Here is a 14,170-nt window from a genome sequence, read left to right as displayed (position 1 = left end):
GCGCGTCTTATGCCCCAACTTGCCCTCAACACGGCATTATGCGGTGCTTGCACACAGTGGACATGTCTTGTGATGCTATGACCGCTTTTGACGGATGAGTTGATGGATCACGAGGTGGAGTTGACCGTGCCGGCCAGTACTGCGCCTCAAGCCCCGCCCCAGGAGACACCTGCCCCAGAAGCACCCGCACCTGCGCCCGCACCCACATCGGAACCCGCCCCCGGACCTGCCACCACCCCCGAACCCGCCCCCGCACCCGAGCCCGCGCCACAGCGCAGCAGCCGGGGCGCCGACACCAGGGCGCTCACCCAGGTGCTGTTCGCCCAGCTCAAGAAGCTGGAGCCGGGCACACCGGAACACACCCGGGTGCGCGGGGCGCTCATCGAGGCCAACCTCCCGCTGGTGCGCTACGCGGCCGCCCGGTTCCGCTCCCGCAACGAGCCCATGGAGGACGTCGTCCAGGTCGGCACCATCGGCCTGATCAACGCCATCGACCGCTTCAACCCGGACCGGGGCGTGCAGTTCCCGACCTTCGCGATGCCGACGGTCGTCGGCGAGATCAAGCGGTACTTCCGGGACAACGTCCGCACGGTCCACGTACCGCGCCGGCTGCACGAGCTGTGGGTGCAGGTCAACAGCGCCACCGAGGACCTGACCACCGCCTTCGGGCGCACCCCGAGCACGGCCGAGATCGCCGAGCGACTGCGCATCACCGAGGAGGAGGTGCTGTCCTGCATCGAGGCCGGGCGCTCGTACCACGCCACCTCACTGGAGGCGGCCCAGGAGGGCGACGGACTGCCCGGGCTGCTCGACCGGCTCGGCTACGAGGACCCGGCCCTGGACGGCGTCGAGCACCGCGACCTCGTACGGCATCTGCTCGTCCAGCTCCCCGAGCGCGAGCAGCGGATCCTGTTGCTGCGTTACTACAGCAATCTGACCCAGTCACAGATCAGCGCGGAACTCGGCGTCTCCCAGATGCATGTCTCCCGGCTACTCGCGCGTAGCTTCCAGCGCCTGCGTTCGGCGAATCGCATCGACGCGTAACCGCCGCACCCCGTCCGGCGCAACCGCCGACCGGGTCACCGACGCAACCGCGAATCGAACCGGCGCACAACCGAAAGCATGATCGACGCATCACCGTCGAGAGCGAATCGCTCACCAGGCACTTTGCCGACAGACAGGTCCCGAAAAACCGTCAGACCCCCTTTTTCCAGGGCGTATTCGCATCTCGCATGTCGACATGTCACTACAGCGTGTTGCCGACATGTGACATTCTGCCGGAAGCGCGTTTGCCGGTGCCCCGGCGCCGGTATTCAGGTGAAGGCTGCGCTCCGCACGAGGAGCGTCGGCCGCGACCGTCCCGCGACCCAAAGGGGGTGGCATGTCCGCAGACCAGGGCAGCTCGAAGGTGCTCACGCTCACCAAGAGCGAGACAGCGCCCGAGGCGCTCGACGCGCATGACGCGCTCGGCCCCATCGATGACGTCCCGGCCCTTGCGGCCGCGCCGGCCCCGGCCCTTCCGTCCACCTCGGAGGCCATCGACACCCGCACCCTGTCCCGTTCCCTGTTCCTCCGGCTCGCCGCACTCGACGAGGACAGCCCGGAGCGGGCGTACGTCCGGGACACCCTGATCGAGCTCAACCTCCCCCTCGTGCGGTACGCGGCGGCCCGCTTCCGCTCCCGCAACGAGCCGATGGAGGACATCGTCCAGGTCGGCACGATCGGCCTGATCAAGGCGATCGACCGGTTCGACTGCGAACGCGGCGTGGAGTTCCCGACGTTCGCGATGCCGACGGTCGTCGGCGAGATCAAGCGGTTCTTCCGGGACACCTCGTGGTCGGTGCGGGTGCCGCGCCGGCTCCAGGAGCTGCGCCTGGCCCTGACCAAGGCCAGCGACGAGCTGTCGCAGAAGCTGGACCGCTCCCCGACGGTCACCGAACTCGCCACCGTGCTCGGCGTCTCCGAGGAGGACGTCGTCGACGGCCTCGCGGTCGGCAACGCCTACACGGCCTCCTCACTGGACTCCCCGGCCCCCGAGGACGACGGCGGCGAGGGCTCCCTGGCCGACCGGCTCGGCTACGAGGACAGCGCGCTGGAGGGCGTCGAGTACCGCGAGTCCCTCAAGCCGCTGCTGGCCAAACTCCCGCCCCGCGAGCGGCGGATCATCATGCTGCGCTTCTTCGCCAACATGACCCAGTCGCAGATCGGCGAGGAGGTCGGCATCTCCCAGATGCACGTCTCCCGCCTCCTCACCCGCACCCTGGCCCAGCTGCGCGAGGGCCTCATCTCCGACTGATCTCTTCCTTCCTGACGAAGCGTCAGCCACACTGGCGCGATGCTTCCCAGGAGCTGGACCCGTGGCCGCCGCCGCGCCGTGATCGGCGCGTCGGCGGCCGTCGTGTGCGCGGGCGCCGTACTGGCCGGGTACGCAGGAGGCGGTGCCGAGGACGGATACGTGGCCGTCGGCGCGGGCGGCGGTCCGTCCGGGGGTACGGCGGTGGCGCCGACGGAGGGGGTACGGCTGGTGCCGCTCGACGGACCCGGGACGACACCGGGCGCGGACAACGCGCCGCGCGGCGCGCCGAGTTCAGCTCCCGCCGACCGGACGCCGACGCCCGCACCGGGCACGAGCAGGGCCCTCGGCTCCGGGAGCGGCGTCCACGCCACCCCGTCGGCCCCCGGCTCCGGCCCACCCTCGGCCGACGCGGCGGGTCCGGGTCACACGGAGACGCCTTCGCGGCCCCCGACGCCCTCTCCCACGCCCACGGCACCTGCCGGGCCCGCCGAACCCGCAGAACCCGCCGCACCCGCAGCACCCGCCGCACTGGCCGTGGGCACGCCCGTGCGGGAGCCGACGGACAAGCGATGGTGCGAGAAGGTGACCGTCGCCTTCCACAACACCGGCGGAACCGCGGTGCGTTCCGGCACGGTCACCTTCGGCACGCACATCATCGGCGCGCTCGGCATCGACTGGGGGACGATCGAGTCGACCGAGGACCTTCCGGCCCCGATCGCGGCCGGCACGCGGACGGAGCGGACCTGGACGGTGTGCGTCGAGTCCTGGCGGGTGCCGCTCGGCATGCACATCGAGACGCGGGACGTCTCGGTCGAGTGGGAGTGAAGGGACGGTTGCCGCGCGGTCGGTCTCCCGACCTCGGCCCGCTACTTCAGCGCGAGCCAGGCGACCGCGGCGACGATGGCGAGGGCCGCCACGATGCCGACGATCAGCCCGATCCGCGGGCCCGCCGGAGCGGCCGCCTGCTGGCGGCCCTGCGGGGACTCGTCGACGAACGCACGGAACATCTGGGTGCTGCCTGCGGGGTCGTGGTTGCCCTGGGGACCCTGGTTGTTAGCCATGCCCCGAGACCCTAGCGAAAACGCCGGGGGCGGCCCAAGTGGGGGTCGCAGGGGTCCGACCTGCACGTTTACGCTCGCAATACTTGCCTTTGCCAAGTTTTTGTGACCGAAGCCCCGATTTCGTTTGCCTGTGGCAACCAACCTTTCTATGGTTGCCCTAAGCAACTGAACTGGGAGAGGTCATGGCAGAGCGGGCGCAGTACGAGGAACTGGCGCGTCAGTTCAGCGCCTTCGCCGCCGTGAAGCGGGAGATGGGGCGGATCCTGCCGCCCGAGTGCCCCGGCGGCTCCGCCGCCGTCCTGACGCTGCTCGGCCGGCACGGCGACATGCGCATGAGCAGGCTCGCCGAGCTGCTCAGCGTGGACATGTCGGTGACCAGCCGCCATGTCGCGCACGTCGCCGAGCGGGGCTGGATCGAGCGCTCCCCCGACCCGGCGGACAAGCGCTCGCGCATCCTCCGCCTGACGCCCAGCGGCCGGGACACGCTCGACGAGCTGTCGCGGCGGACCACACACCTGCTCGCCCAGCGCCTGAGCGACTGGACCGACGACGAGGTCGGTCAGCTGATCCAGCTGATGACCCGGCTCCGGGCGAGCTTCGACGACTGCACGCGTACACCCGCGAACACGTAGACGACTGCACCCGTACACCCGCAATCCCGTAAGAGAAAAGGAAGCCCATGGCAACATCCACACCAGCCGGTGTGCGGGCCCACGCCAGGCACGGAGGAGGCGCCCACGGCTCGCACGGCTCCGGCGCCCCGATGACGCACCGGCAGATCATGGAGGCGCTGACCGGACTGCTGCTCGGCATGTTCGTGGCGATCCTGTCCTCGACGATCGTCTCCAACGCCCTGCCCGACATCATCAAGGACCTCGGCGGCGGCCAGAGCGCCTACACCTGGGTGGTGACCGCGTCGCTGCTGGCGATGACGGCGTCCACCCCGCTGTGGGGCAAGCTCGCCGACCTCTTCTCCAAGAAGCTGCTGATCCAGCTGGCCCTGGTGATCTTCGTGCTGGGCTCGGCGGCGGCCGGACTGTCGCAGAACCCGGCGATGCTGATCACCTTCCGCGCGGTCCAGGGCGTCGGCATGGGCGGTCTGTCCTCGCTGGCCCAGATCATCCTCGCAGCGATGATCTCCCCGCGCGAGCGCGGCCGCTACAACGGCTACCTCGGCGCGACGTTCGCGACCGCGATGGTCGGCGGCCCGCTGATCGGCGGTGTCATCACCGACACCGACTGGCTCGGCTGGCGCTGGTGCTTCTACGTCGGCGTCCCCTTCGCCGTCATAGCCCTGATCGTCCTCCAGCGCACCCTGCACCTGCCGGTCGTCAAGCGGCGGGTCAGGGTCGACTGGGCGGGCGCCTTCTTCATCACCGCCGCGGTCTGCCTACTGCTGATCTGGGTGACCTTCGCCGGTGACAAGTACGACTGGGTGTCCTGGCAGACGTACGCCATGGTCGGCGGCACGGTCGCGCTGCTCGCGATCTTCCTGCTGATCGAGACCAAGGCCGGCGAGCCGATCATCCCGCTGCGGCTGTTCCGCAACCGCACCATCACGCTGGCCTCGCTGGCCTCGCTGTTCGTCGGTATGGCGATGTTCGCCGGCACCATCTTCTTCAGCCAGTACTTCCAGCTGGCCCGGGACAAGTCGCCGACCATGTCCGGCGTCCTGACCATCCCGCTGATCGCCGGTCTGTTCCTCTCCTCCACCGTCTCCGGGCAGATCATCACCCGCACCGGCCGCTGGAAGGCGTGGCTGCTGGCCGGCGGTGTGCTGGTGACCGGCGGGCTCGGGCTGCTCGGCACCATCCGGTACGACACCGAGTACTGGCACGTGGCGGTCTACATGGCGCTGCTCGGCCTCGGCGTCGGCATGATGATGCAGAACCTCGTACTGGCCACGCAGAACCAGGTGGCCCCGAGCGACCTGGGCGCGGCCAGCTCGGTGGTGAACTTCTTCCGCTCCCTCGGCGGCGCAGTCGGCGTCTCCGCGCTGGGCGCGGTGCTCGCCCACCGGATCACGCACTACGTCGAGGAGGGCGCGTCCGCCCTCGATCCGCAGTCGGCCGCCGCGCTGGCCGGTTCCAACTCCTCCAGCGGCAGCATCCCGGACCTGGACGCCCTGCCCGGCCCCATCCGCACGCTGATGGAGAGCTCGTACGGCCACGGCATCGCGGACGTCTTCCTCTACGCCGCGCCGGTCGCGCTGCTCGCGCTGCTGTGCTCGCTGTTCATCAAGGAGGTCCCGCTGAGGACGAAGGGCGCGCTGGCGCAGGCGGCCGCCGAGGAGACCCCGGCCCAGGCCGCCGCGCCCGCCGCGGCGCCGACCGCATCGCCGACCGCGTCGCCCGCCGCACAGCCGGTCCCGAGCTGGGCGGTCGTGGCGGACACCGAGGCCGGTCCCGAGGGCACGCAGAGGCTCGCGGCGGCGGTCGCCGTGGCCACCGAGCAGCCCCCGTCCTCCGGCGGCGTCCCGGTGCGCGGCCATGTCCGCGGCGCCGAGAACGCGCCCGTCCCGCAGGCCGCCGTCACGCTGATCTCCCTCTCCGGCCGTCAGCTCGGCCGCTCGGTCGCGCAGGCCGACGGCTCCTACGGGGTGGACGCGCCGGGCACGGGTTCGTACGTCCTGATCGCCTCCGCCGACGGGTTCCAGCCGCAGGCGTCCACGATCGTCGTGAACGGTGAGCCGGTCTCGTACGACATCCTGCTCAGCGGCACCAGCGGGCTGACCGGTGTGGTGCGGGCCGCCGGGAACGCGCTGCCCGTGAAGGACGCGATGGTGATCGTGACCGATGCGCGCGGCGACCTGCTGGCCGGCCAGACCACCGGGGAGCTGGGCGAGTTCGGCTTCGCCGAGCTGGTGCCCGGGCCGGTGACCGTCGCCGTCGACGCCGCCGGGTTCCGGCCGCGCGCGCTGCCCGTCGAGGTGGGTGGCACCGGCGTCACCCGGGTCGAGGTCGACCTGGACGCGGGGGCCCGGGTGCAGGGCGTCGTACGGGCGCCGCACGGGCCGCTGGCCGACGCGCGCGTGACGCTGGTCGACGCGGCCGGCAACGTCGTCGGCACCGCGACGACCGGGACGGACGGGGCGTACGCCTTCACCGACCTGGACGGCGGCGAGTACACGCTGATCGCGACCGGCTATCCGCCGGTGGCGACCGCGCTGACGGTCACCGATACCGGCGTGGACGCCCACGACATCGAACTCGCCCACCCCGGCGAGTAGTCCGCGAGAGATCGGCTCCGGCCCGTGGCGGGTGCCCCGTCACGGGCCGGTTCCAGTACAGGGAGTTGTAGAAGGCCATGGGACTGACCGCGAGGATCCGCACCCGGGACGGATGGGCCGTGTCGCACGCGGTCGTCACCGTGACGGACATGACCGGAACGCAGGTGCTGCGCGTGGAGGCGGACGCGGAGGGGACGGTACGGGACGCGAACCCCCTGCCCCCGGGGGCGTACACCGTCATCGTCACCGCCGTCGGCTACGCCCCCGCAGCCGCGAGCGCGATCGTCACGGCGAGCGGCCGGGCCGAGGTCGGCACGGTGACGCTGGCCCGCCGGGGCGGGGCGGAGCTGCCGCCGCCGGGGCCGTGGACCATCGACCCGGCGCACTCCGGCGTGGGCGCCGTCACCCAGCACCTGGGGATCTCCAGCGTGCGGGGCCGGTTCACGCAGTTCTCGGGCGCCATCGAGATCGCGCCGGACGACGTCACCAAGTCCCGGGTGGAGGCGGTGATCCGGGCTGCGTCCATCGACACCGGCAACGGCATGCGGGACGGGCATCTTCGCTCCGCCGACTTCCTGGACGTCGAGCGGCACCCGCAGATCACCTACCGCTCGACGGGGGTCACGGCGGCCACGGGTACCGACCGCTGGACGGTCCACGGCGAGCTGGGCATGCACGGCGTCGTACGGCCGGTGGACCTGGACCTGGCCTACCTCGGCACCGGGCCCGACCCGTGGGGCGGGACGCGGGCGGCGTTCCGCGCGACGACGGAACTGCACCGGGACGACTTCGCGATGAACTACAACCAGGTCCTGCAGGCGGGGATCGCGGCCATCGGTACGACGCTGAGGGTGGAGCTGGACATTCAGGCGGTGCAGGGGGAGTCGCTGCCGGTGGCGTGAGGGCGGCGGCGTCAGCGCCTTCGCCGCTTCGCGGGTGCACGGGCCGCGAGTACCGGGATGGAAGCGATCTTCTGCGCATCCAGGTGCTCCCAGACCAGTCCGTCCGGGCGATGCGGTGACGGGCAGGAGATGACCTCGTCGGGTGTGACGATCAGGTTCACCCCGAAGTCGTGCTCAGTTGCCGGGAGGTCCTCGTCCAGCACCTGGAGCGAGTGAACCGTGGAGACGACGACCGTGCGGTCGCTGATCAGTCCGGCCTCCATCAGGAACGCGAACTCAAGATCCGAATACCCGGCTCCCTTGCCGATGCGCACACCCGCCCGATTTACCGCGACGCTGCCGACGACCACCATGTCGACGGGTTGAAGATCGGCAACATCGACTCGTGGAGCCACAGTTGCTGCGATCTTGCTGGAGGCCGCCTCCTGCGGTGGGACGGAGAGCACGGCGGGGTCGAGGAGGTAGAAGGGGCGCAAGTCGGCGAGCTTCGGCACCGCCATGAAGACGGTCTTTCCCTCAGCGAGAGCGCGAGCGCGCACGGGCAGTTGGGCTTTGTCGGGTACGGCCTTGATGACGCGTGCGTTGTGCCAGGGCTTCAGCGCGGCGAGTCGCTCTGCGGCGGTTTCTGAGCCTTTGAAGTTCGGGATGCGGCCATGAGCCGTCGTGTCGAGAACGGCACTCGACGCGTCGAGCAGATCCCAGACCCTCTCGCGTACTTGCTGCTTCTCCTGGTCAGTCGTTGCACGCATGCGGGGCTCCTTCATGCCTTGGTCATGCTGCTTCCATCAACGCCATGAGCCGATCCTGTGCGTCCTGCACCGCAGGTTCGTTCCGCCATGGGCGCATCTCTCGGGCGGCCCGGAAGATGATGTTCATCCCACCACCTCCGCGTGTGCCTTGCAGCTCACTCACAGCGTCGTTGAACGCGGCGACTGCGGCATCGAGGTCGCCGTCCCGGAGGCGGGCCAGGGTGAGGTTGCCGAGGACGATTGCCCGGGACTTGCGTCGGTCGTGCAGTGCGGCGGCGGTGTGAGCCAGGAGTTCTTCGGCTTTGCGGTAGTCGCCGAGGGAGAGATAACAGGAGCCGGCCAGGCGGCCGAAGTGGGTGGGGGAAAACAGTTCATGAGCGGCGTCAGCTCCGTGGACCTGGCTCAGGTGCCTTTCAGCACCTGTCAGGGCGCGTTCGCACTCGCCTGCTTCGCCCAGGTAGGCATACGCCTCCGCGGCGTGCAGCATGGCGAGCCCCGTGAGGACGTGGCTGGTGTGCCCGGCCGTACGGGCTGCCTGGAGTGCCAAGTCCAGCCCTTCTTGGTAGTCGTTGGCCCCGTAGAGGGCCACGTAGCAGGTCCGTAAGAGGGCGTGCCCTTCCGTGTTCGGGTCGCCCAGAAGGCGAGCTACGTCGACACTCTGCGCGTAGTACGAGCGGGCCGTGGTGTGGTCCCGGCGCTGGGACGCATCCCAGATGAGTTGGCCCATGAAGGTCGCCGCATCCGCCTGAAGCATGTACATCTCTCGCTGTACCCGCCCACACGGAGTTTCCCTGGCGAGGAAGGCAACCTTGCTGGCGTGTTCGGAGGCTCGCGCCAGCAACGTCGCCGAGGGCACACGGTCGTAGCGCTCACCCAGGGAGTCCATGCTGTTGCGGAGCTCGGCGACCGTCGAGAGATCTACACGGGACGGGTAGCGCATGGCGTACTCCGTGCGCTCGGCCAGACGCTGCTCGTCGCTGGACGAGACGACCAGGAGTTCGGTCAGCTCCTCCACACCGACTCTCAGCACTTCCGCCAGCCGCGGCCGAATCCACGGCTGCGGCGCTGTCTTCCCCGACTCCCAGCGCGCGACGGTGGAGCGTTCCACCCGCAGTGCCTCGGCGAGGCTCTCCTGCGTGAGGCCCACCGCCCGGCGGCGGCTCACCAGGCTGTGCCGTTTCAGAGCCATGGAGCGATCTCCCCGCGTCGTTCCTCACGATTTCCGGAGGTAGAGATCACCAGGTCGTGCCCAGTGATGCATCGTGGATGCCTCATCCACGCGTCAATTCTGCTCTGGTTCGCGGCAGCAGGGAGCGGTTCCCTGGATCTGCACCGAACGACTGACAGACGTCAAACCCCGGCGAGGTGGGCTGACCTCCCGGGGCACGGCCGATCTGAACGGAGCAGACCGACATGCACGACCTTATCCGTCGCCTCACCGAATGGTTGAGGGTTCTGTTCGCCCCTGGCACTGGACGGCGCCGCGCGGGAGTGCAATCCGCCGCCCCACGCCCGGTGGCGCCTCGCTTCACCGCCGACCCCGACCCGGCGTGCCCCTCCCTCCCCCTCCACCGTTCCCCCTACGGTTTCCACCTCCCCCTCGACGGCGCCGAATGCCGCCTCGTGCGCCCCTACCTCACCGCCCACGAACAGGAATGCGCGCGCAGGCAGCGCCACCGCCTCGTGCTCGCCACGGCCTTCGGGATCGACCTCGGCCGACACTTGAGCGGCGCGGGACAGGTGGCCGTCTGATGGAACCTGCCTCGAAAGCCATCACCCCACTTCGCCTCCTCCCGTGGACGTCCCCCGAGAGCAAGCCGTGCTTCCTCGTCACCGACAGGGAGGACGGATATCTGTCACGCCTTGCCGACCGCACGGAAGCCGTGCAACTGGCCACGGGCGCCGACGTGCTCGCCTGCGCCCTCAAGGTGCTGGACGATCCCATGTCCCCGCATGCCGAACTGCGCTACGCCGGGATCCGGCTCGCCGAGTGCCTCAGCGATGCACTGCGGGTCGCCGAGTCGCGCGGACTGCGTCTTTCCGCACGAGTTACGGACATCGAGGAGGAAGACGCCGGAGACATCGCCGGCTCCAGCCCCAGCGTCCCCGATGACGCCGAGTCGGGAGGCTCCCGGTGAGCCCGCGCGCCGCCTATCACTACGTTCCGCACACCATCCGGCACGACCCGGAAGGCGGGGTGAGCTACGAGATCCGCTGCGATGCACCGGACTGTGCGGCGGAATCGGGGCCGCAGCAAGTGCAGGAGGCCGCTCAGGACTGGGCTCTGCGGCACGCAGGGCGCACGGGGCACGCCTTCTTTCGCCGTGTCGTGACCGACCACGCCCGCGTGACACGCGAGGAGTAGCCCCAGCGCAGTCGGAAGCCGAAAGCCCGTCCGCAGCGACGGCAGAAGGGAAGAAATACGACGTGCCGCGCAGTCCCACGCCACGCAACCCACCCGCCTCGTTAGACAGGGGCCGACGACGAGCACCCCGCCCGCCGCACCGGTCCCACGAGTGGAGACGGACCCTTGAGTACGACGCTGATCACGGATCACCCCGCATGGATCACCGACGCCGACGGACAGGCCGCGCGAGTCGTCCACCATGACGGCGCCATCTGGTTCACCCAGTGGGACGGCGATGCGCTCGATCTACGCCCTGTGGACCCAGCGGACAACGCCGCACCGCTGGTGTCCCGCACGCCCTCGGCCCAACTTCCACACGGCAAGGCTCCGGAACCGTTCCTCCGCCCTCTCATGGCTCTCGGCACGGTCGTCCGTCTCACCAACCCGTCTCTGTGGGACGCGATCACCACGGCCATCCTGCGCCAGGTCGTACGCGCGGCACAGGCGCGCAAGGTCTACCGGCGTTGGTGCGCGGTGCACGGCCGGACCGTGGACACTCCGACCGGACCGTTGGCCGTGCCGCCCGGCCCGCGGACCGTCCTGCAACTCCCGGACGAGGCGTTCGCGGACGTCGGCGCGAAGTTCCACCGCACCGCCCTCCAGGCCGCTGCCACTGCCTACCGGGACAACCACGAGCGGTGGGCCGCCATGAGCCCCGATGAACTCGTCAAGGCACTCGACGAGGTGCCGCGCATCGGTCCATGGACGGCATCGGCAGCCGCCGCCGACTACACCGGCGATTTCTCGGTCTACCCACACGGGGACCTCGCGGTCCGCACCTGGGCACGCGCCGCGTCACCCACCGTGATCGTGCCCGATGACGAGCGCGGATTCGAAGCCCGATGGCGCCGATGGGCGCCGGACCGCCCACAGCTCCATGCCCTGACCCTGTTCACTCTCACCTGGGGGAGCCATGCCCGCACTCAGCACGACGGAGGTACCGCCCCGCGCCACACCTGACCCCATCAACGGCGCGGACACCTCCCGCGCCCTCGATGCGCTGTTCGTCAACGCGCCCCTGCGCGACTACGACCAGCGACCCCGCGTCAACGACTACACGTTGCCCGTCCTCGGCATGGCGTACATCGCCACATACGCCGCACAGGAAGGGTTCAACGTCGGCGTACTCGACGCCGAGGCTCACGGCCTCGGACTGGCGGAGACCATCGCCACCATCAACGAGGCGAAACCCCGATGGGTCGGCATGAACCTCCTGGCCCCCACGTATGAGCTGTCGGCGCGCATCGCCGCCGGCCTCGACGAGGACATCCGTCTCATGGTCGGCGGACACCACGCGAAGGCCATGCCCGCCACCGTGCTCGCCGACCCTCGCATGAAGCGGCTGCACGCGCTGATCCTGGGGGAGGGCGAAACCCGCGTGGCCGCACTGCTCGACGACGAGCGGTGCCGCGCCGAACTCCCCGCCGTCATGTGGCGGGATCACCGGCTCGGCACCAACGCCATCGGACTCCCGCAGGGCAAGAACGTCCACCAGTGGACCGCCCCGGACATCGACGCCCTGCCGTTCGTCGACCGCGCGTTCCTGCCGCAGGATCCATACCGCGCCGACGACGGTCGGACCGAGGCGAACATCGTCGACTCGCGCGGCTGCCCGTACGACTGCGGGTTCTGCGGCGCCGCCGTCACCGCCAACCCTGACATCAAGATCCGTACCCGCTCACCGGAAGGAATCATCGCGGAACTCCAACGACTGCACGCCGACCACGGCGTCACGGCGTTCCGATTCGTGGATGACCTCTTCCTCGGTGCGGACCGCATCATCCGCGACTCGATGACGGCATTCACCACGCATCGCATCGGCGAGCGGTACGTATGGGACGCCACCGGCCGCATCAACGTCCTGCACCGCGCCGACGACGCCCTGCTGGACACCCTCGCCGCGAACGGACTGCGCGAAGTCGCGCTGGGCATCGAGTCGGGCAGTGACCGCGTGCTCAGGGCCATGGACAAGCGCATCACCGCCGACATGACGGCGTCCGTCGCGCGTAGTCTCATGGCGCGAGGCATCAACGTGAAGGGGTACTTCATCCTCGGTTATCCCGACGAGCGCCGCGACGACCTCGATGCGACCGTCTCGCACATCCACAGCCTGTGGACGCTGTCCGGCCGATTACCGGGCGCCTTCCGTGCCTCCGTGTTCGAGTTCCGGCCCTACCCCGGTACGCCGATCTGGTCCCGCCTGGTCGAAACCGGCCACGACCCCGGGCAGATGCTCGCGTACGGGGATGTGGACCTCACCGAGCACGGCGCGGACGAGGCCATGCGTGGACGCGACGAATTCAACTTCTCCGTTGGCATCCAGTTCTCCGAGACTCCGCTGGCGGAGATCCGCGAACATCTGGCCGCCCTCTCCCGCGAACAGCACGAGCGCAACGAAGGGGGCCCGGCCGCATGACACACCGCCCCGGAACCTTCGTCACCGTGGACGGCCCAGGAGGCGTCGGCAAGTCCACTCTCGTCAGCACCCTCGCCGACATGCTGCGCGGCCACGGTCACCGGGTGCACGCCACATGCGAGCCGTCCACCCGCCCCATCGGCGCGTTCACCCGCGCCCACGCCGACGAGATCGGCGGACACGCTCTCGCCTGCCTCGTCGCAGCCGACCGATACGACCACCTAGACCACGAGATACACCCCTGGCTCGCCGACGGGTACACGGTCGTCTGTGACCGCTACCTCGCATCCACCCTCGTCGTGCAACGCCTCGACGACGTACCGGAACCCTTCCTCCTGGCGCTCAACGACGGCATCACACTCCCCGACCTCGCGGTCATCCTCACCGCCGAGCCACACGTGATCACGCAGCGGCTCACGACACGCGGAGCACACCACCGCTTCGAACGTGATCCATCCGTCCCCACCCGCGAACTCGCCCTGTATGAACAGGCCGCCGAGACGCTGCGCGGCATGAACGTTCCTGTCCTGGTCCTCGACACCGGGAGCGTCACACCGTCGGAGGCAGCCGCACAGATCGCCTCATCGCTCGTCCGCCACCCCGGTAACGTCGGTCCCAGTGACCCCGCTCCGCTCACGGTGACCAGATGACGACCATCCTCGACACACACGTGATCTTGCGCGACGGTGACAAGATCCTCATGTCCCAGCGCGGCGGCCCCTACGGCCACGGCCGATGGCATCTCCCGTCCGGGAAGCTCGACCCCGGCGAGTCGCTGCCCGACGGCGCCGCGCGGGAGCTTCTCGAAGAGACCGGTGTCACCGTGGACCCCGCGCACCTGCGCATGGTCCACGTCGTGCACCACCATCAGGCGGAGGGTGACCGGATCGGCTTCTTCTTCCTGGCCACCGAGTGGACCGGCGAACCCGCCAACCGCGAGCCCGACAAGTGCCTCGACCTGCGATGGTTCGACGTGCACGACCTCCCGGACGACATCATCGAGTATCCCGCCGCAGGGCTGAGGGGCTACCTCTCCGGCACCGGCACGCTCACGCTGCACGGCTGGTGACTGACCCTCGCAGGGTCACGCTGAGAGCGCCGGCCTGCCCC

The 14,170-nt window shown here is 69.8% G+C and carries 16 protein-coding genes; 13 read left to right on the top strand and 3 right to left on the bottom strand.

What is annotated here, in order from left to right; all coding sequences use genetic code 11:
• The first annotated feature begins 102 nt into the window (after positions 1 to 102).
• From HJD23_RS21315 to HJD23_RS21305, 3 genes are all read left to right on the top strand, one after another.
• Positions 103 to 1,044 (top strand): RNA polymerase sigma factor SigF, encoded by a 942-nt coding sequence (locus tag HJD23_RS21315; protein ID WP_171113657.1) that lies wholly within the window; start codon positions 103 to 105, stop codon positions 1,042 to 1,044.
• Positions 1,045 to 1,381: 337 nt separating this feature from the next.
• On the top strand, positions 1,382 to 2,296 hold the full coding sequence (locus HJD23_RS21310) for an RNA polymerase sigma factor SigF (protein WP_141313430.1): 915 nt from the start codon (positions 1,382 to 1,384) through the stop codon (positions 2,294 to 2,296).
• A gap of 39 nt (positions 2,297 to 2,335) precedes the next feature.
• The gene (locus HJD23_RS21305; protein WP_171134055.1) at positions 2,336 to 3,121 is read left to right on the top strand and encodes a hypothetical protein; all 786 of its coding nucleotides are present in this window, start codon (positions 2,336 to 2,338) and stop codon (positions 3,119 to 3,121) included.
• Between the two features lie 41 nt (positions 3,122 to 3,162).
• Here the strand turns inward: HJD23_RS21305 and HJD23_RS21300 are convergent, their stop codons facing one another.
• On the bottom strand, positions 3,163 to 3,357 hold the full coding sequence (locus tag HJD23_RS21300; protein WP_171113656.1) for a hypothetical protein: 195 nt from the start codon (positions 3,355 to 3,357) through the stop codon (positions 3,163 to 3,165).
• 182 nt (positions 3,358 to 3,539) lie between these two features.
• Between HJD23_RS21300 and HJD23_RS21295 the strand changes: the two genes are divergently transcribed.
• From HJD23_RS21295 to HJD23_RS21285, 3 genes are all read left to right on the top strand, one after another.
• Positions 3,540 to 3,989, top strand: coding sequence for a MarR family transcriptional regulator (locus HJD23_RS21295; protein ID WP_171113655.1), 450 nt, complete (start codon positions 3,540 to 3,542; stop codon positions 3,987 to 3,989).
• A gap of 47 nt (positions 3,990 to 4,036) precedes the next feature.
• Entirely contained in the window at positions 4,037 to 6,586 is a 2,550-nt protein-coding gene (locus tag HJD23_RS21290) for an MFS transporter (RefSeq protein WP_171113654.1), read from the top strand.
• Positions 6,587 to 6,663: 77 nt separating this feature from the next.
• Positions 6,664 to 7,488 carry a YceI family protein gene (locus HJD23_RS21285; protein WP_171113653.1) on the top strand — a complete coding sequence of 275 codons (825 nt, stop codon included), beginning with the start codon at positions 6,664 to 6,666 and terminating at the stop codon, positions 7,486 to 7,488.
• 11 nt (positions 7,489 to 7,499) lie between these two features.
• Here HJD23_RS21285 and HJD23_RS21280 read toward each other — a convergent pair whose 3' ends face one another.
• Both HJD23_RS21280 and HJD23_RS21275 read right to left on the bottom strand, forming a co-directional pair.
• Positions 7,500 to 8,252, bottom strand: coding sequence for a 5-formyltetrahydrofolate cyclo-ligase (locus HJD23_RS21280; protein WP_232108058.1), 753 nt, complete (start codon positions 8,250 to 8,252; stop codon positions 7,500 to 7,502).
• A 7-nt stretch (positions 8,253 to 8,259) separates the two neighbouring features.
• A complete protein-coding gene (locus HJD23_RS21275; protein ID WP_171113652.1) occupies positions 8,260 to 9,426 on the bottom strand; it encodes a helix-turn-helix transcriptional regulator in 1,167 nt (388 codons plus the stop codon).
• A gap of 326 nt (positions 9,427 to 9,752) precedes the next feature.
• Between HJD23_RS21275 and HJD23_RS21270 the strand changes: the two genes are divergently transcribed.
• The 7 genes from HJD23_RS21270 (at position 9,753) to HJD23_RS21240 (ending at position 14,129) form a co-directional block, all read left to right on the top strand.
• Positions 9,753 to 9,989 (top strand): hypothetical protein, encoded by a 237-nt coding sequence (locus HJD23_RS21270; RefSeq protein WP_332111964.1) that lies wholly within the window; start codon positions 9,753 to 9,755, stop codon positions 9,987 to 9,989.
• A complete protein-coding gene (locus HJD23_RS21265) occupies positions 9,989 to 10,375 on the top strand; it encodes a hypothetical protein (RefSeq protein WP_171113650.1) in 387 nt (128 codons plus the stop codon). The genes HJD23_RS21270 and HJD23_RS21265 overlap by 1 nt, the downstream gene beginning before the upstream one ends.
• The gene (locus HJD23_RS21260; RefSeq protein WP_171113649.1) at positions 10,372 to 10,602 is read left to right on the top strand and encodes a hypothetical protein; all 231 of its coding nucleotides are present in this window, start codon (positions 10,372 to 10,374) and stop codon (positions 10,600 to 10,602) included. Before HJD23_RS21265 ends, HJD23_RS21260 begins: the two co-directional genes overlap by 4 nt.
• Before the next feature lie 165 nt (positions 10,603 to 10,767).
• Positions 10,768 to 11,604, top strand: coding sequence for a hypothetical protein (locus HJD23_RS21255; RefSeq protein WP_171113648.1), 837 nt, complete (start codon positions 10,768 to 10,770; stop codon positions 11,602 to 11,604).
• Entirely contained in the window at positions 11,558 to 13,060 is a 1,503-nt protein-coding gene (locus HJD23_RS21250; protein WP_171113647.1) for a radical SAM protein, read from the top strand. The genes HJD23_RS21255 and HJD23_RS21250 overlap by 47 nt, the downstream gene beginning before the upstream one ends.
• Entirely contained in the window at positions 13,057 to 13,710 is a 654-nt protein-coding gene (locus HJD23_RS21245) for a dTMP kinase (RefSeq protein ID WP_171113646.1), read from the top strand. The genes HJD23_RS21250 and HJD23_RS21245 overlap by 4 nt, the downstream gene beginning before the upstream one ends.
• Positions 13,707 to 14,129, top strand: coding sequence for an NUDIX domain-containing protein (locus HJD23_RS21240; RefSeq protein WP_171113645.1), 423 nt, complete (start codon positions 13,707 to 13,709; stop codon positions 14,127 to 14,129). The genes HJD23_RS21245 and HJD23_RS21240 overlap by 4 nt, the downstream gene beginning before the upstream one ends.
• Positions 14,130 to 14,170 lie beyond the last annotated feature (41 nt).

This window comes from Streptomyces sp. Z423-1, from assembly GCF_013009255.1.
Taxonomy (GTDB): Bacteria; Actinomycetota; Actinomycetes; order Streptomycetales; family Streptomycetaceae; genus Streptomyces; species Streptomyces gossypiisoli.
Note: the sequence above shows the minus strand (reverse complement) of the source record. Positions and strands in the feature narration are given on the sequence as shown.

What these genes read in the sequence shown, in the direction of transcription:
- HJD23_RS21315 (WP_171113657.1), top strand. Translation starts at nt 103, where the DNA reads ATGGATCACGAGGTGGAGTTGACCGTGCCGGCCAGTACTGCGCCTCAA.
- HJD23_RS21310 (WP_141313430.1), top strand. Translation starts at nt 1,382, where the DNA reads ATGTCCGCAGACCAGGGCAGCTCGAAGGTGCTCACGCTCACCAAGAGC.
- HJD23_RS21305 (WP_171134055.1), top strand. Translation starts at nt 2,336, where the DNA reads ATGCTTCCCAGGAGCTGGACCCGTGGCCGCCGCCGCGCCGTGATCGGC.
- HJD23_RS21300 (WP_171113656.1), bottom strand. Translation starts at nt 3,357, where the DNA reads ATGGCTAACAACCAGGGTCCCCAGGGCAACCACGACCCCGCAGGCAGC.
- HJD23_RS21295 (WP_171113655.1), top strand. Translation starts at nt 3,540, where the DNA reads ATGGCAGAGCGGGCGCAGTACGAGGAACTGGCGCGTCAGTTCAGCGCC.
- HJD23_RS21290 (WP_171113654.1), top strand. Translation starts at nt 4,037, where the DNA reads ATGGCAACATCCACACCAGCCGGTGTGCGGGCCCACGCCAGGCACGGA.
- HJD23_RS21285 (WP_171113653.1), top strand. Translation starts at nt 6,664, where the DNA reads ATGGGACTGACCGCGAGGATCCGCACCCGGGACGGATGGGCCGTGTCG.
- HJD23_RS21280 (WP_232108058.1), bottom strand. Translation starts at nt 8,252, where the DNA reads ATGAAGGAGCCCCGCATGCGTGCAACGACTGACCAGGAGAAGCAGCAA.
- HJD23_RS21275 (WP_171113652.1), bottom strand. Translation starts at nt 9,426, where the DNA reads ATGGCTCTGAAACGGCACAGCCTGGTGAGCCGCCGCCGGGCGGTGGGC.
- HJD23_RS21265 (WP_171113650.1), top strand. Translation starts at nt 9,989, where the DNA reads ATGGAACCTGCCTCGAAAGCCATCACCCCACTTCGCCTCCTCCCGTGG.
- HJD23_RS21250 (WP_171113647.1), top strand. Translation starts at nt 11,558, where the DNA reads ATGCCCGCACTCAGCACGACGGAGGTACCGCCCCGCGCCACACCTGAC.
- HJD23_RS21245 (WP_171113646.1), top strand. Translation starts at nt 13,057, where the DNA reads ATGACACACCGCCCCGGAACCTTCGTCACCGTGGACGGCCCAGGAGGC.
- HJD23_RS21240 (WP_171113645.1), top strand. Translation starts at nt 13,707, where the DNA reads ATGACGACCATCCTCGACACACACGTGATCTTGCGCGACGGTGACAAG.